11 protein-coding genes are annotated in these 17217 nt (G+C 45.6%); 5 read left to right on the plus strand and 6 right to left on the minus strand.

Annotated elements, in window-relative coordinates; genetic code table 11:
- Nucleotides 1-100 precede the first annotated feature (100 nt).
- The 4 genes from V7K49_RS29480 to rpoB all read right to left on the minus strand — a co-directional run bounded on the left by V7K49_RS29480 (nucleotide 101) and on the right by rpoB (nucleotide 11551).
- Nucleotides 101-1426: a hypothetical protein gene (locus V7K49_RS29480; RefSeq protein ID WP_335208790.1), complete on the minus strand. Its 1326-nt coding sequence runs from the start codon at nucleotides 1424-1426 to the stop codon at nucleotides 101-103.
- A 538-nt stretch (nucleotides 1427-1964) separates the two neighbouring features.
- Nucleotides 1965-6011 carry a DNA-directed RNA polymerase subunit beta'' gene (locus V7K49_RS29485; RefSeq protein WP_334874645.1) on the minus strand — a complete coding sequence of 1349 codons (4047 nt, stop codon included), beginning with the start codon at nucleotides 6009-6011 and terminating at the stop codon, nucleotides 1965-1967.
- Between the two features lie 92 nt (nucleotides 6012-6103).
- A complete protein-coding gene (locus V7K49_RS29490; protein ID WP_334874643.1) occupies nucleotides 6104-7981 on the minus strand; it encodes a DNA-directed RNA polymerase subunit gamma in 1878 nt (625 codons plus the stop codon).
- 270 nt (nucleotides 7982-8251) lie between these two features.
- Nucleotides 8252-11551, minus strand: a complete 3300-nt coding sequence (gene rpoB, locus V7K49_RS29495) for a DNA-directed RNA polymerase subunit beta (RefSeq protein ID WP_335208792.1) — start codon at nucleotides 11549-11551, stop codon at nucleotides 8252-8254.
- Nucleotides 11552-12012: 461 nt separating this feature from the next.
- On the opposite strand from rpoB, the gene V7K49_RS29500 reads away from it, so the two are divergent.
- On the plus strand, nucleotides 12013-12147 hold the full coding sequence (locus V7K49_RS29500; protein WP_334874639.1) for a hypothetical protein: 135 nt from the start codon (nucleotides 12013-12015) through the stop codon (nucleotides 12145-12147).
- Nucleotides 12148-12285: 138 nt separating this feature from the next.
- Here the strand turns inward: V7K49_RS29500 and V7K49_RS29505 are convergent, their stop codons facing one another.
- A complete protein-coding gene (locus V7K49_RS29505) occupies nucleotides 12286-13071 on the minus strand; it encodes a TatD family hydrolase (protein WP_335208794.1) in 786 nt (261 codons plus the stop codon).
- Nucleotides 13072-13263: 192 nt separating this feature from the next.
- On the minus strand, nucleotides 13264-13560 hold the full coding sequence (gene rpsT, locus V7K49_RS29510) for a 30S ribosomal protein S20 (RefSeq protein ID WP_334874635.1): 297 nt from the start codon (nucleotides 13558-13560) through the stop codon (nucleotides 13264-13266).
- A 742-nt stretch (nucleotides 13561-14302) separates the two neighbouring features.
- Here rpsT and hisD point away from each other — a divergent pair.
- From hisD to V7K49_RS29530, 4 genes are all read left to right on the plus strand, one after another.
- Nucleotides 14303-15601: a histidinol dehydrogenase gene (gene hisD, locus V7K49_RS29515; protein ID WP_334874633.1), complete on the plus strand. Its 1299-nt coding sequence runs from the start codon at nucleotides 14303-14305 to the stop codon at nucleotides 15599-15601.
- Between the two features lie 577 nt (nucleotides 15602-16178).
- Nucleotides 16179-16604: a universal stress protein gene (locus tag V7K49_RS29520; protein ID WP_335208795.1), complete on the plus strand. Its 426-nt coding sequence runs from the start codon at nucleotides 16179-16181 to the stop codon at nucleotides 16602-16604.
- Between the two features lie 19 nt (nucleotides 16605-16623).
- Nucleotides 16624-16920, plus strand: a complete 297-nt coding sequence (locus tag V7K49_RS29525) for a Uma2 family endonuclease (protein ID WP_334871023.1) — start codon at nucleotides 16624-16626, stop codon at nucleotides 16918-16920.
- On the plus strand, nucleotides 16899-17210 hold the full coding sequence (locus V7K49_RS29530; protein ID WP_334871021.1) for a Uma2 family endonuclease: 312 nt from the start codon (nucleotides 16899-16901) through the stop codon (nucleotides 17208-17210). The genes V7K49_RS29525 and V7K49_RS29530 overlap by 22 nt, the downstream gene beginning before the upstream one ends.
- The last annotated feature ends 7 nt before the right edge of the window (nucleotides 17211-17217 follow it).

A 17217-nucleotide genomic window follows, 5' to 3' on the forward strand; every position in this document is an offset into this window, starting at 1 on the left:
GGGAGCACATAGCTAGCTGTACCCTCCTACAAACGACTCTGCCTTGGAAACCATATAACCCTAAGTGACTAGGGTGAGATGTTGGATATATTTGTTAACTTTATTGAAAACCCTTTGCTGGCTTTTTTTGCCCCTTACCCTTGGGCTTAGATTTATTAACTTCTCCTAAAGCTTCTTGAAATAAGTTGTGTAGATGTATAGGAACGCTAGCAATTTCTGGTAACTCTGGCTCAATAGGTTTGTTGAATTCTTGCAAAAGTGCGTCTAAGTCACTTTCAAGGCTAAATGGACGTTGCAGATATTTCTGCAACACCCTTTCTAACTGAGTTGGATACTGTTGCGCTAACCGATGCCAGATAAAGGCGTTAATACTTTTATCTTCGAGGTAATACCGAATTAATTTTTCAGCCCCTTCAAGACTTTGCCAGTCCTCTGTTGATAAAATTGCTTGTATCTTACTATATGTTGGTAAAAATATTTGTCCCCAACGAGGATCAGAAAGAGCCGTTACCTGTTCTGCTTTTTTGAGTTCCGCAGGTAAATCAACTTTGGGCATAACCATTTTGCTATTGCCACTTTTGCTGTTAAACATCTGAGAAACTGCGTTTGAGTCAGCACCAAATTCTTGTGCTGCTGCTTTGATTTCCTCATCTGTGATGCCAGCTGCTTCTGCCACTTCAGCCAAGGACTTGGAAGTATCAATTCCTGCTGCTGCAAAGCTTTTTTCAGTGATTAATTCTTGGAATTGGGCTATTTTTTTATTAAGCTGGTATCCCGGCAGTGTGATTTCATCAGTGCCAAAAAAGTTCACAAACTGCTGATGATATTGTGCTACTGACTCCCAAGCCTCTTCTAGCAAGTCTGGAGCATCGCTGTAAAGATTACTTTTATAGTTTTCTTTGAAATTACCAATTGCTACAGCAAGTTTTGGTTTACCCAATTTACCCATCATTGTGTAGGGGCCAGAAAACATCCAGTAGCTGTCGGTAACGGGAGAAATGCGAGTTAGTAAGATTTCTCCTAGTTTCAACCGAGATATTGCCTGTAGTGTTTGGGTATTGTTTGGCTTGACGATGTAGCGTTTATCTGTCAACCAGTTCGTCAACTCAAAGCCATCAGGTAGGATGTTAGTAATAGCAAATAAGCCAATAAAACTATGATGCCAGCTTTTGATCAGGTTGCGATCGCTCCCTTCTAAATCTGGATGGCTTTCGATAAACAACTCTAATGGTGACTTCTCACCAACTTTGCCTACTGTCAGAAAGCTATCGATGATTAAGTCCTGCTGCGTACTATCCCCACTTCCACGGCGCAACTGTGCTGCTGCATAGGTTTCGAGTGCTTGTGCAAGTTCGCCTTCTGCATCAAGAACAAAATCAACTAAGGCTTGTTTTAATTCGTGCGATCGTTCTAATATGACATCCACAAGTTCATCTCTCGGTGCAACAGATGTAAATTATAGCTTTTGAGAGAATTGCTTGTTTGATAATTTAGCAACTTCCCTATGGAAACTGCCATATCTCCTCTAAAAATTTTCAATAGGCACATTTATATCCAAATTAGATGATCTGACGCTGCTAGCTCCTACCCTGCAAAGTTTCTTTGGGAGATGTCTACTGTGTCAAGTTTAAATTGATCAGTAGACAAGACTTTAGTCCTGAGAAAATAAAGACTAATACCATTTCACTTTAATAATTATACAAATACGTTGGTAAGGGCATGGCATTGCAATGCCCCTACAAGAAATCTATCTGTATCAGGGTTTTCGTGAATTGGTATAAAGTCCTGACTACAAAGCATCAATCAAAACTAGTTTGAAAAATCACTACTAGGTAGGAAGCCAAAAATCAGAATCTTGAGGATTTAAAAATGTGTTTTTAGAAAGCAAAATAAAAAGGCAAAAGAAAATCTTCTTTTGCCTTTTTACTTTTTACCTTTTAATAGAGACGCAAAATTTCAAGTCTCTATTCCTCGTCGAAATCATCTTCCTCGTCCTCCTCTTCTTCCTCGAAATCGTCTTCGTCTGCTACTTCATCGGCGATTAATTCATCGTCATCATCTAAAACTGACCTTTCTGCACGTCTGCTACCAAAACCAGATTCTCCAAGAGTAGGAGAATCTAAATTATAGGTGCGAGCAGTACGGTCATCTAAGACCATATCCAGGGGATCATCAACTTCATCCAAGACACCACTGCTAATCTCAGCAGCATAATCATCGATCGCACCGGGTTCATCATAGGTATTGTACCCAGTACCAGCCGGAATCAATCGCCCGATAATCACGTTTTCCTTTAATCCACGTAGCCAGTCAGATTTACCTTCGATGGCTGCTTCGGTGAGTACCCGTGTTGTCTCTTGGAAGGATGCAGCAGAAATAAAGCTGTCAGTATTCAACGATGCTTTGGTGATACCCAACAATACTGGGGTATACTGTGCCCTAGCACCGCCTGTAATTGCCATAGCTTCGTTCACCTGCTCGACTTGGCGCAGTTCCACCAATTCGCCAGGAAGCATTGTGGTGTCACCACCATCATCAATCCGGACTTTGTTAGTCATCTGGCGAACAATCACTTCAATGTGCTTATCAGAAATATCAATTCCCTGAGATTGATACACCATTTGCACTTCATTCACCAAGAATGTCTGTACCTTCTGCAAAGCATAGCTAGCACAAGCATAAACTCCGTCTTCGGAACCCAGGCTAAAGAAAATTTCCAAAATTTCGTGGGGGTTGGATGGACCATCTGTCAACGGTTGTCCCGCTAACACAGTCGCTCCATCTGGCACAATCAAATTTTGTCCTGGTCCTAGAGGATAATCTGTAACCACGCCATTTGATTCTACGACCTTGATGGCGATCGCTTCATCACCATCGCCGTAAACTACCTTAACTTCACCCGCCCGCCGACATAAAATGCACGCTTCTTTCGGTTTACGAGCTTCAAGCAGTTCCTCAATTCGGGGCAAACCTTGAATAATATCTCCGGTTTTGGCGCGTTCAAACACCAACAACACCAAGTTATCACCTCGTTGTACCAAATCGCCGTCTTCTATCTGCAACACAGCACCAGGGCTGACCCGATAAGGGCGACCGATGCGGGTAGTAATAACGTAGTTTTTAGTACTCAGAGCTGATTCCCCACCAGGTGCAGCAGCGGCACTTTTAATATCCACTACTTGCCCTGATTCTGGGGCAAAAGATCCCGGAGCAACTTCTGTACCTTCTACTAGCAAGTCACCTACTTTTACTTTGGGCTGAGTACTAGTATTGGTTGTGAGCATATCGGTGTGACGTAACACCAAACAGCGACGCACGTTTTCGGTTCCTTTTTGCACGCCCCGCACTATCCCCCCTTCTTTACACAAGATTTGGGTCCGTGCTACTACAGATCCAGGAGCGATGGTAAGCCCATCTTGGACTTCAAGTGTTGTCTCAGTGCTACCTTGGGTGGCATCAGCGGTAATGTCTCGACGAATTACCAAGGACTCCAAAATCACCAGTTGCAAGCGCTGAACTTCTGGGTCTTCAGTATCCTGTACCAATTCAATATCTGCTGCTAGGGGCGAAGCATTGTGGTCTTGTTCCCCTTCTTGCTCAATTTCCAGCACTAGCTGGGTTCGCAGCAGTTCCACACCTTCAACAGATTTGACGCGTTCCGAATCTTTGTAAGGTAGTCGCTGCACAGCCCGCAACTGAATCGAACGCCCAGTTTTTTGACTTACTGATGTAGTTGATGGCACGTCCGGATTATCCGGTACGGCAAACTCAACTACTGGACGACTTAACAGGGCGGGCCCTTCTGGTGTCTCCACATACTGGATATAGCGTAATTCCGTGGCGACGCTGCCTTGAAATTCCTCGCCAGGTTGGATGAAGGTATTATCTCGCCCGATGACTGCTTCTGGATCATCGACCATTAGCAGTTCCCCTGGCTTAACCACCACTTCCCGCAGGATGTCGTTTTTCTGGGTGACTTCTACCACACCGCTGTTTTGGCAGAAAATATCTTTTACTACCTCGGTGCCAGCTTCCACAAATTGACCGTCTTCTACCAACAGCAAGGAGATATCTTTATTAACTTCGTGGCTTTCTTCGGGAATCCACAAAAGGGTACCGCCCTGCACGACTTCATAACCCAGCTTGGCTTTGCCTTTTTTCTGGACTTCTACACCTGCGAATTTCAGGAATCCACCAGTGGTTGTGCGATAGCGGTCATCAATTAACTCAGCTACCACTTGACCATTTTGCACTTTTGTGCCTGGTGTAGCCCGGAGGTTAAATACCTGGTTATTGCCAGTGGAAACTAAGTAATTATTGCGACCTTGGGAACTTTGGACTGTTACCGTTGCCTGGTCTAAGACTACAGAAGCGGTAATAATCTCTATTTCCCTGGTACTTTTTCCTGGAGTAGCTTCGGGCAAGCGCACCACACCGCCGTGCAAAGTGGTTAACTTGGTTTCTGCTAAAACTCCATTCGAGGCGATCGCATCACCATTTTTGACAATTAATTCTGCGCCAGGCGGCAAGTTATAAACTTCCCCAGACAAAATCCAAATCAAGCCACCGCGTGCGGCTGTGGTTGTAGTATTGCCCTGACGGTCGGTTTTTTGTTCTGGAACTACTTCGGCAAACTGCACTTCCCCTGCCAAGTCAGAGGCGACATCTTTTACTGCTTTTTCTGTATTAGTCCGAGTTGTGCGTCCACCGAGGGCAACCTCTGCCAACAACTGACCTTGTTTTACCTTATTTCCATCAAATACATATAGTGTTGAACCTTGAGTAAGATGAACCTCTTGGTTGTCTGGGGTAACATCACCTACTTTTGTTGGCTCCAAAAGCAGGATGCCATTAGCCTCAACATACAGAGCATCTTCTCCGTGGCGGGTACGATATGTTCTGGTTTTCAGTTTGCGGGGAAGCTTGACAGTCCCATCGATTTTAGAACGAACTTGTTGCGCGACTTCCCCAGTAAACACACCACCTGTGTGGAATGTCCGCATGGTTAACTGGGTACCAGGTTCGCCGATACTTTGGGCGGCAATAATTCCTACTGCTTCGCCCAAATCCACCATTTTGGCGTGGGCTAAACTCCAGCCGTAGCAGTGTTGACACACTGAACGTGCAGCTTCACAAGTTAGGGGCGATCGCACCACAACTTCTCCCACCCCAGATTTTTCAATTTTCTTCGCCAAGTCCTCAGAAATTGGGGAATTGCGCGGTGCAATCACTTCTTTTGTGACTGGATGCACTACATCTTCGCCAATTACCCGTCCCATCAAACGAGTTGCTAGAGGAATCAAGGTTTTGGCACCTTCTGTCATTGGTCGAATGTTAAGGCCTCTGGTGGTGCCGCAGTCAAATTCCCGAATAATTACATCCTGCGATACATCCACCAATCGGCGGGTAAGATAACCAGAGTCAGCCGTTCGCAAGGCAGTATCTACCAATCCTTTTCTGGCACCGTAAGACGAAATAATGTATTCCGTCACAGTTAGTCCTTCACGGAAGTTGGTTTTGATGGGCAAATCGATAATTTCCCCTTGAGGATCTGCCATCAGTCCCCGCATACCCACCAATTGCCGGACTTGAGAAATGTTACCCCGTGCTCCGGAAAATGCCATCATGTATACGGAGTTTAGGGGATCAGTTTTCTTGAAGTGAACGACAACTTCATCTTTCAAGGCTTCACTGGTGCCGTTCCAAGTATCGATTACCTTTTGGAAGCGTTCTACTTCAGTGATTTCTCCCCGTTGGTAACGGGTTTCTGTGGCGCGAATTTCTTCTTCGGCTGCTTCTAGCAGCAATCGCTTAGTTGGTGGCACCATCAAGTCATCTACACTGATGGAAACCCCTGCTTTGGTAGCGTAGCGAAATCCCAAATCTTTTAGTTTGTCCGCCATTACTGCGGTTCGCGCCGTCCCATAATTCGTAAAGGCCCAAGAAATTAAATTTCTCAGTTGACCTTTGTCAACCACCCGATTGCGAAAAATCATTTTTTCGTTAGTCATTTAGTCATTAGTCCTCAAATTAATAGTTAGGAGTTAGGAGTTAGGAGTTATTAATTACAAACTCCTAACTCCTAACTTTTCACTCCTTACTTTTAGCTTGCAAGTGCTTCCTGAATGGCATTATTGTAAATAACGCGACCAGGAGTTGTGTATATATACTGTGAAAGTACATTACCCTTAGCGTCTTGTCTAACTCGGCGGAACTTATAAAGTAATGTCCGGCTACCATCATCGTTTTCCGTCACTTTCACGGGTTCTGTATCCGGTTGGTCTGATTCTATTTCACCGTCAAACCGCACGTAGATATAGGCGTGCAAGTCAATTTGCTCTTGCTGGAAAGCCATAATTACGTCATTTAGTGAAGAAAAGTACTTTCCTGCACCTTTTGTCGCACCGGGATTTTCTGCTGTTAAATAATACGCCCCCAACACCATATCTTGGCTGGGCGTAATAATAGGTTTACCCGTGGCTGGTGACAAAATATTGTTAGAAGCCAACATCAGCAACCGCGCTTCAGCCTGACTTTCTAACGACAGCGGGACGTGTACTGCCATTTGGTCGCCGTCAAAGTCGGCGTTAAAGGCTGGACATACCAGAGGATGCAGTTGAATCGCTCTACCTTCTACTAAAATTGGTTCAAAAGACTGAATACCCAAGCGGTGCAACGTTGGTGCCCGATTTAGCATCACAGGGTGTCCTTCAATCACCTCTTCCAGCACATCCCAAACACTGGGGTCATTGCGGGATATCAGCTTTTTCGCAGCTTTGATATTATTTACCATGCCGCTACGAATGAGGCGGTTAATCACAAATGGTTGAAATAGCTCAATCGCCATTTCTCTAGGCAAACCGCATTGGTGAATTTTCAGCTTTGGGCCGACAACAATAACAGAACGTCCAGAGTAGTCAACCCGTTTACCTAACAAGTTTTGTCGGAAACGTCCTTGCTTACCCTCAATAATGTCGGACAAAGATTTCAGGGGTCGGTTATTTGCCCCTACCACAGTGCGTCCCCGCCGACCATTGTCAATCAAAGCATCCACTGCTTCTTGCAGCATCCGCTTTTCGTTCCGTACAATAATCTCTGGTGCCAAAATTTCTTGCAAGCGTGCCAAACGATTGTTGCGGTTAATCACCCGCCGATACAAATCATTTAAATCGCTAGTGGCAAACCGTCCGCCATCTAGCTGCACCATTGGGCGCAAGTCGGGGGGAATCACGGGAATAACTGCCATTACCATCCACTCTGGTTTGGAACCAGTGGCGATGAAGTTGTCAATCACCCGCAGTCGCTTAATTAGCTTGGCTCTCTTTTGTCCCTTGGCGTTACCAATTTCTTCGCGTAAGCTTTCGGCTTCTTGCTCTAAATTAATATCGGCAAGCAAGCGTAGCAGTGCTTCAGCACCAATACCTACCTCTACACCCTGTAGCTGAGAATCTTCGCTATAAATTTGGTCTTCAATTTCCAGCCACTGGTCTTCACTCAGTAGTTGTTTGTAAGTTAAAGTTTCGGCATTACCTGGACTCAGGACAACATAAGAGTTGAAATAGACAATCTGCTCGACATCCCGCAAAGGCATATCTAATAGGATGGAAATATAGCTAGGAATGCCTTTGAGATACCAGACGTGAGCTACTGGTGCGGCGAGCTTAATATAGCCCATGCGGTGGCGACGCACCCGTGACTCGGTGACTTCTACCCCACAGCGCTCACAGACAATACCTCTGTGACGAACTCTTTTATACTTACCACAATGGCATTCCCAATCTTTCGCCGGCCCAAAGATGCGCTCACAAAATAAGCCATCCATCTCTGGCTTGAGAGTTCGGTAATTAATTGTTTCTGGTTTGGTGACTTCACCGACTACCTGACCATTGGGCAATGTTCTCTCGCCCCACTGGCGAATGCGTTCAGGGGAAGCCAAGCCGATTTTTACGTAGTCAAACTGATTAGTTTGGGCAGGTCTCATAATTAATTCGTAATTCGTAATTCGTAATTCGTAATTAACAATTTCTAATTCGTAATAGTGGCGATCGCACGCAGGCTACACCAACGGAATTCGCAATTCGTAGTTAAGAAGTAGTAATTTGTAGTTTTGAATTCACTATTTTTCTTCAATTACGAACTACAGATTATTAAATTTATCTTCAATTACGAATTACGTTAGCGAGTTTGCGTACTCCTACGGGCATCTTGCTAGCAAGAGCGTCTCGTAGAGAGCGTCATCATCAATTACGAATTATTCGTCATCTTCCAACGATTCGCGAGAAAGAGATTCATAGGTGGGTCGAGGAGGTGTGCGACGGGCTGATTGGTCTGCCATTAAATCGACTTCCACATCTAAGGAACTGCCATCTGCTTGGGTTTCTACCTTGTGTACGGCAATGTCTAACCCCAATGATTGCAACTCGCGCATTAGCACCTTAAAGGACTCTGGGGTTCCAGGTCGAGGAATTGCCTTACCTTTTACGATCGCATTTAACGCTTCATTCCGTCCTTGCATATCGTCAGATTTAACTGTGAGCAATTCCTGTAAGGTGTAAGCCGCACCAAAGGCTTCCAATGCCCACACTTCCATTTCTCCAAACCGCTGACCACCTTGTTGTGCTTTACCACCCAAGGGTTGCTGAGTCACCAGTGAGTATGGGCCTGTGGAACGGGCGTGGATCTTATCATCCACTAAATGCACCAGCTTCAGCATGTAAGCCACACCGATAGTGATTGCTCGGTCAAAGGGTTCGCCTGTACGACCGTCATACACCATGATTTTGCCTGGATTATCTGGGTTATATACCCAGTCTTTGCCTGTTTCGTCTCGTGCTTCTTGCAATTTGCCATGCACGATTCGGCGGGATGACTCTTCACCGTACATTTCGTCAAAGGGAGTAATCTTAAATCGCACTCCCAAGGTCTGACCAGCCCAACCCAAGAGGCACTCAAATACTTGTCCGACGTTCATCCGACTGGGTACACCCAAGGGGTTGAGTACAATGTCCACTGGTGAACCATCGGGCAAATAAGGCATATCTTCCGCTGGTAATATCCGAGAAATAATCCCTTTATTACCGTGGCGTCCTGCCATTTTGTCACCAACTTGGATTTTGCGTTTTTGGGCAACATATACTCGGACTACCATATTGGCTCCTGGTGGCAGTTCATCACCTTGTTCACGAGTAAACAAGCGCACATCAACTACGCGACCTTTTTCACCGTTTGGTACTCGCAGAGAATTGTCCCGCACATCACGGGCTTTTTCACCGAAAATAGCCCGCAACAGTTTTTCTTCTGGCGGTTGGTCAGATTCACCTTTGGGTGTGACTTTTCCTACTAAGATATCACCAGCTTCTACCCATGCTCCAATGCGAATGATTCCCTGTTCATCCAACTGACGCAAGGCGTCTTCGCCGACGTTGGGAATTTCTCTGGTGATTTCTTCTGGCCCCAGTTTTGTCTGTCTAGCTTCAATTTCATATTTTTCAATGTGAATTGAGGTGTAGACATCATCCTGTACCAGTCTTTCAGAAATTAATATTGCGTCTTCGTAGTTGTAGCCTTCCCAAGGCATATAAGCAACTACAATATTTTGTCCTAGCGCCAATTCACCGCCTTCGGTGGAGGAGCCATCAGCTAGCACCTGACCAGCAACAACACGTTCACCAATACGGACGAGAGGTTTCTGATTTAAACAGGTATCTTGGTTTGAGCGTTGGTACTTGGAAAGGGTGTACTTAATTTCTGAGGTGCTAGGTTTAGGACGGACGCGAATTTCTGTGGCATCCACATAGGTGACATCGCCATCGGTGCGCGATACAACCACCATCCCAGAGTCTCTTGCTCCTTGCGCTTCCAAACCTGTACCCACCAGAGGACGCTCTGGCTTCAGCAGGGGTACTGCTTGCCGTTGCATGTTCGACCCCATCAGCGCTCGGTTAGCATCATCATGCTCCAAGAAGGGAATCATGCTGGTCGCTACCGACACAATTTGTACTGGAGATACTGCTACGTAGTCCACCTGTTCTGGTGTTGTGGTGGAAAATTCTTGGCGATAGCGGACTGGCACTTGCGGTCCAATAATGTGCCCGGTTTCATCTACAGGAATATCTCCAGGAGCAACCCGCAGGTCGTCTTCTTCATCGGCTGTCATGTAGGCTGGAGGCAGGTCAAATCTGACTCGCCCATTTTCCACAGGTCTAAATGGCGTTTCTAAGAAGCCGTACAGGTTAACCCGTGCATGGGTTGCTAAGGAGCCAATCAACCCGGCGTTCGGGCCTTCTGGGGTTTCAATGGGGCAAATGCGTCCATAGTGACTAGGATGAATATCCCGTACGGCAAACCCAGCCCGTTCCCGGGTTAAACCACCAGGGCCAAGGGCACTCAGACGGCGTTTGTGGGTCAGTTCTGCTAGGGGATTGGTTTGATCCATGAACTGACTTAACTGGCTGGAACCAAAGAATTCTTTAATTGCTGCTACCAGTGGTTTCGGGTTCACCAAGGAAGCGGGGGTTAGTACTTCTGCATCGGATACGGTCATCCGTTCCCTAATAATTCTCTCTAGTCGGTTTAAGCCTACCCGCACTTGGTTTTGCAGCAATTCACCGACGCTTCTCACCCGCCGATTACCTAAGTGATCAATGTCATCTATGTTACCAATATCATATTCCAGGTTGATCAGGTAATCCACAGCTGCCAAGATATCGCCAGCAGTCAACACCCGCATTGTGTCTGGGACAGAAAGGCGCAATTTCTTGTTGAGTTTGTACCGTCCGACGCGACCAAGGTCATAACGTTTCGGGTCAAAGAAACGAGAGTCTAAGAGCTGTTGTCCACCTAAGACTGTGGGTGGTTCACCAGGACGCAGTTTGCGATATAACTCCATCAGGGCTTCTTCTTCAGAGAATTGCCCTTCTTTTTCAATGGTTTTTTGAAAATATTCTGGATGGCGTAAGGCGTCAAAGATTTCGTTGTCTGATAACCCTAAAGCTTTTAGTAGTACCTGCGCTGAGAGTTTGCGGGTTTTGTCAATGCGTACCCACACCAAATCGTTACGGTCTGTTTCAAATTTCAGCCATGCTCCCCGGTTGGGAATTAAGCTAGCTGAATAAGTCCGTCGCCCGTTTTTGTCTATTTCTGATTTGTAATAAACCCCTGGCGATCGCACTATTTGGTTGACAATTACCCGCTCGGCTCCGTTAATAATAAACGTGCCGCGATCAGTCATCAAAGGCAAATCCCCAATAAATACCTCTTGCTCTTTGATTTCCCCTGTTTCTTTGTTAATCAGGCGTGTAGGGACATACATTTGAACGGCATAGGTACTGTCCCGCCGTTTGGCTTCTTCGACGCTATACTTTGGCTCCTTGAGTTTGTAGTTATGACCCAAAAAGTGCAGTTCTAATTTGCCCGTATAATCTGTAATAGGACTAAAGGAGTTAAGTTCTTCTATCAGCCCTTCTTCCAAAAACCAGCGAAAGCTTGACCGCTGGATTTCAATCAAGTCGGGCAACAGAAAGGCGGGTTCCATATATGTTTCTTTAGTCATGCCTCTTCCTTTGTCAACCTGGTAACATTTTCCCTTGGACACTGCTGTTTGACGCTTCCCATTGCTAGCCAGTGTCCTTAGCTAGTTTGGGAACTTCTTCTGCTATTTACAGGTGTGGGCAAACGCAGCGATTAAAGCTGGAATGAGCAATTTGCACAAGGGGTACCCTAATCGGGTACTCAGACGCCAAAAACTCACTATAGTCTTGATTTAAGAAGAATATACAGTTGAGATATTCCTGAGTTTTATCTACTTTCTTCATTTCCCCTCCAAAAAGCGCGTTAATTTGCTGACGCAGCTCTAGACGGTGTGTCTTAAATCACCCCGCTATTTATACTCTCAGTAATATCCTAGATATCCTAAGACTGAGGGAATGATCCGTACCTTGTCGGCTTTGAATCAGAATCACTTCATTTTGCTGAATTGTACTCACAAGGCAATTTTGTTTAACGATTTTGAATATGTTCAATACACACCAAGCTGATGTTGTGCAAAAGTTTAGCTCAACCTGGGTTGGCACGGTTAGTCATGTGTGGAGAGCATCCGCTTGTAGAGATTTGGAGCATGGCCAAGCCGATAACAGCACGGAAAATTAGGATCAGAAATTTTAGCTTCCTTCCTTTCTCATTATGGCGCAAGCAAAATGTTTTTGAGGCAATAATAGTATCATATTTTTGTCCCCCTAGAGTTTTATTTTTTTTAGCACAACTGAATAAAAAAGATTAAAGCCCACTTTATATTGACAGACCGAATAATTCACAGGCATTCTGGGTGGTTTGATGGGCGATCGCCTCTACTGTTTCCTGACGCAGTTTAGCTACTTGCTCGGCTACATAAAGCACGTAGGCAGGCTCGTTGCGCCTCTCGCCCCGTTTGGGAACTGGGGCCAGAAATGGGCAGTCTGTTTCAATCAGTAGGCGATCGCTACTCACCATCGCAGCTGAGGATTGGATCACTTTGGCGTTTTTGAACGTTACTGTTCCGCTAAAGCTGATGTAGAAGCCTAAATCGAGAAACCATTGAGTTTCTTCTGGCGTTCCTCCCCAGCAATGCATGACGCCCCGCACTCTTTCTCCCTTAAGTTTCTGCCACTTTTGTAACACTTCTCTGGTTTGGGCAGCAGCGTCACGGCAGTGGATAATCACTGGTAAGTTGAGTTCAGATGCGATCGCTAACTGCGACTCAAACACCATGCGCTGATGCTCATAGTTATCAGCTTTGTAAAAATCCAGCCCCATTTCCCCAATTGCTACCACATTCGAGTCAGAACTCGCTAAAGTTTTGATTTTCTCGGCTGTCTCGCTATTCCATTTATCAGCATCTAAAGGATGTAATCCCACGGCAAAGCTGATTTCGGGAAACTCTTGGGCTATGGATTGAATACTGGTAAACTCCTCCGGATGAACACAGGAATGTACTAAACGCACTACACCTGCTTCTTGCCACCGCGATCGCACTGTTGCTAAATCGGGCTGGAAACTATCAAAGTTTAGATGAACGTGCGTGTCTATCAGTTGCATTCTTTGTCCTTTGTTGTTTGTCCTTCGTCATTTGTAAGAGAAGTTCTGTACCCTTGGGGATGCCAAAGCCATCCGATCGCGGACTCCTTGGCGCCGCCTTTCGTAGAGAACAGGCGGCGCTATCGTCGTCAGCCGACGCTCAGACTTGTCTCTTTGCTTTATGACCAATGACTAAGGACAAATGACCAATGACTACCCAACTATTTGTGTGAGAGGTTTTAGTCTGTGAGCCAATCTTGACTTTTTCCTTGCTCCATTGTTAGGGTGAAGGACACCCCGTTTGATCGCTTTATCGATTTTACCGTAAGCCTCCGATAACCGATCCTGTGCTTCTTGTTTTAATTCTGGGGTAGGATTAGCTGTATAGGCAGCTACAGCATTAAAGTATTTCTTCATCAGTGTCTTTACTGCTGATTTGTAAGCTTTATTACGCAGTCGGTTACGTTCTGCGATTTCGGCACGCTTGAGAGCAGACTTTGTATTCGCCACAGTCAATTCCAAAAATACTATTATTTATGTACACATACTACTAGATTTACTAATATAGCATCCAAATTGCCAATACCATAATTTCCTAAAAAAATTATGGTATTGGGCATGGAGCATGGATGAATAATCAATAGTTCTTCTTTCCCTGCTTCCTCATCTCCCCGTCCCCAATTCAGTGTGTCGTCAATTTAGGAAATGCGTTAAAATAAGGTACATAAAATTAAATAGTCACCCTAACTCACCACAACCTGGTTAAGCAATGTGATTGCCAATAAATATAATAATCTGTCCATAAAGCGGATGTATTGTTAGAGGCAAAGAATTGTAAAGAGCTAAATTCCAGGGATTTCCAAGTAGAGAACCGACATATGGTGTCTGTACACACGTTAACTACTAAAAAGTTAGGAAAATAAGTAAAAATTATACTCAGACCCTACCCCCTGTAAATCCGGGGGCTTGGATGTGCAAACACACCACCTGCACCCGCAAGGAGTGAGGGGAAGGGCATAAAGGTAACGGGAAATGGCACGCCTGCTTCCTGCCTCAAGCCTAGCAAGGTTTGTCGGACTGAGCAATTAAATCGCCTTCTCAAGCAAACCAAGTGCTGGCAGCCTTGAGAGTATCAAAAAAATCCAGGTTAAGCTAGAGAAGAGAATTAGAGTCAGCTTGCACACCCCAGTGGGTCAAGAGCAATACTAAATCTCAGGTGGCAATATTATAATTTTGGCATTGTCCTTACTCCATGCTGCGAATCATTACTCAGCAGGCAGACGTCAGAGCAGAACTACAACGGATCTGCGATCGCACCCATGACGAACAGGTGGTTCACAAAGAAGCAACGGTGCGGGAAGTTTTGCAAGCAGTGAAGCGCCAAGGCGACAAAGCTGTATTGCATTACACAGCCGAATTCGACAAACAAACCCTGAAAGCAGAAGAACTCCGAGTTACAGGCTCAGAACTAGATGCAGCCTATCAGCAGGTGTCAAAGGAGTTGCTTGATGCAATTCGGCTAGCTTACCGCCAAATTGAAGCGTTTCATCGTCAGCGAGTACCCAAAAGCTGGGTACACTTCGGCGACGATGAAATAGTGCTGGGCAAACGTTACACCCCCGTAGACCGAGCCGGGTTGTATGTGCCTGGTGGTCGCGCCGCCTATCCCAGTACAGTGCTGATGAATGCAATTCCGGCTCATGTTGCTGCTGTACCCCACGTGGTGATGGTAACACCACCAGGTTCAGGGGGTGCTATTAACCCAGCAGTCTTGGTAGCTGCCCAAGAAGCAGGAGTACAAGAAATTTATCGTATTGGAGGCGCACAAGCGATCGCTGCTTTAGCCTATGGCACAGAAACGATTCCGAAAGTGAATGTAATTACTGGGCCTGGTAACATTTATGTCACCTTAGCGAAAAAACTTGTCTACGGCATCGTCGGCATTGATTCTTTGGCAGGTCCTAGCGAAGTGCTGGTAATTGCCGATGAAACGGCAAATCCGGTGCATGTAGCTGCTGACTTGCTGGCCCAAGCCGAACACGATCCAATGGCAGCAGCAATTTTGCTGACCACAGATGCTGCTTTGGCAAAAAACGTGCAATTAGCCTTAGAAAGACAGCTAGTGGATCACCCACGGCGAATAGACACAGAAAAGGCGATCGCTCATTATGGGTTGATTGTTCTTGTAGAATCGCTCCAAGCAGCAGCAGAACTCTCAAATGAATTTGCCCCCGAACATCTAGAATTAGAAGTAAAAGACCCTTGGGCACTACTACCACAGATTCGCCACGCTGGGGCAATCTTTTTAGGTTACTCCACACCAGAAGCTGTAGGAGACTATTTGGCAGGCCCTAACCACACCTTGCCAACTTCTGGCGCTGCCCGCTATGCCTCAGCATTAGGGGTTGAAACTTTCCTGAAACACTCCAGTATTATTCAATACTCCCAAGCCGCGCTGCAAAACGTGGCTAGTGCCATTGATGTGCTAGCAACGGCAGAGGGCTTACCTTCCCATGCTGATTCAGTCCGACGCCGTATTCAGCAAGAATAGTGATTTGGAATGGTTAATTTTTTTCTAATACTGTTGGCAAAAATCACTCGATAGGTTCCAAATAAAAGTTTGGACAGCAATGTCTGACGACAAGCCCTCCGGGTGCGCCAGTTGCTTATGGAGAGCCACTGCGGTGGATGGGTTCCCCGGCATAAAGGAGCCAGCGCTGTGGGCGGGTTTCCCGACTTGAGGCGACTGGCGTCAAGTGGCGTGGAGATCCCCTTGGCTTACCGCTTTGCGTCTACGCACGCCACTTGCTACCTTGCTTTAAGCCTTTTGGCGGGCGTCTACAAGTTGGGCATTGCCCACCTAATCCAGTGGTTTATTAAGGAAGGAGTTACCTGCATAGTAAGCCAGTGAGCAGTTCAGAGGAGAGTTACCCTCCCCAAATAACTGGCGAAAATATTCTCTACGCTAGTTGCTACAATGCACTAACGTTAAAGTGAGTGAAACCGACCTATAACGCAGCCTCGAATATATAAACTAAGTAGGCAGATGGGAAATTAATTTAGTGTAGCTGGCAACAAGTTTTGCTAGATACTTATGTAAGGGGTCTACTTTTTAGGAGACGAGAGCGGTGCTAAAGAATATTGTGGTAGCTCTGGACGGTTCGGAAATAGCAGAACGAGTAATTCAGACTTTAGATAATTTGGCGTTGTCAAAAGATGCCAAGGTTATTCTGTGTCATGTGTTTCCCACGCCAGAGTCAGAGATGGAACTACCCGCTGATCGTCCTCAGCCAGAGTCCCCAACATTTTCTTATTTTCATATTGAAAAACAACTGCAATCCTATCAGGAAAAGTTATCAGTCACTTGTGAGTTAGAACTGGTAACTGGTGATCCTGCCGAAGAGATTATTCGCCTTGCCAATATTCACAAAACTGACTTGATTATAATTGGCAGTCGTGGGTTGATTGGGATGAAGCGAATTGTCCAAGGTTCTGTTAGCAGTCAAGTTGTGGAAGAGGCTAATTGTTCGGTGTTGGTGGTAAAGCCAAGGTAAAAATTCACAAAGGGAAGCAATGACTATAACCACCCCAAAACTAACCTTTGAAGAATACCTGAAATATGATGATGGCACTGATACCCGCTGCGAATTGGTGAGTGGAAAACTAATTCCCATGAGTCTAGGAAGTGGACAACATGGGGCGGTAACAGAATTTATTAATGTTTGCTTTCGAGCAGAAATTCTCTGGCTAAAGTTGGATTGGACTTCTAAACAAATGGTTATCGGTGTTCGTTCCCCCCGTGCTTGCAGATGGGATACATCGAGAATTCCAGATGTCGTTGTGATTCCATGCCTCAGTGGCGGGAGTTGAGAAACCGAGAAGCAGTTATTGAACTCAACAAATCACCTCCTTTGTTGGTGGTAGAAGTCGTCAGCGAATCAACAAAGACCGTAGACTATCGAGCCAAGCGAGTTGAGTATAACGTTCTAAATATTCCAGAATATTGGATTGTCGATCCATTAACGAACAAAGTGACTGTCTTCACATTGATTGAAGAACTATACGAACCAGTAGAGTTTTTTGGTACTGATCGCATTCAGTCTCAAATTTTTCCAAAGTTAGAATTAACAGTTGAGCAAGTGCTATCTGCCGAAGATTAAAAATAAT

The sequence above is a fragment of the Nostoc sp. genome, from assembly GCF_036919675.1.
In the GTDB taxonomy this organism is placed as follows: domain Bacteria; phylum Cyanobacteriota; class Cyanobacteriia; order Cyanobacteriales; family Nostocaceae; genus Nostoc.

Excerpts from the sequence above, each read along its gene's own strand:
- V7K49_RS29485 (WP_334874645.1), bottom strand. The coding sequence starts at position 6,011 with ATGACTAACGAAAAAATGATTTTTCGCAATCGGGTGGTTGACAAAGGT.
- V7K49_RS29490 (WP_334874643.1), bottom strand. The coding sequence starts at position 7,981 with ATGAGACCTGCCCAAACTAATCAGTTTGACTACGTAAAAATCGGCTTG.
- rpoB (WP_335208792.1), bottom strand. The coding sequence starts at position 11,551 with ATGACTAAAGAAACATATATGGAACCCGCCTTTCTGTTGCCCGACTTG.
- V7K49_RS29500 (WP_334874639.1), top strand. The coding sequence starts at position 12,013 with ATGTTCAATACACACCAAGCTGATGTTGTGCAAAAGTTTAGCTCAACC.
- V7K49_RS29505 (WP_335208794.1), bottom strand. The coding sequence starts at position 13,071 with ATGCAACTGATAGACACGCACGTTCATCTAAACTTTGATAGTTTCCAG.
- hisD (WP_334874633.1), top strand. The coding sequence starts at position 14,303 with ATGCTGCGAATCATTACTCAGCAGGCAGACGTCAGAGCAGAACTACAA.
- V7K49_RS29525 (WP_334871023.1), top strand. The coding sequence starts at position 16,624 with ATGACTATAACCACCCCAAAACTAACCTTTGAAGAATACCTGAAATAT.
- V7K49_RS29530 (WP_334871021.1), top strand. The coding sequence starts at position 16,899 with ATGCCTCAGTGGCGGGAGTTGAGAAACCGAGAAGCAGTTATTGAACTC.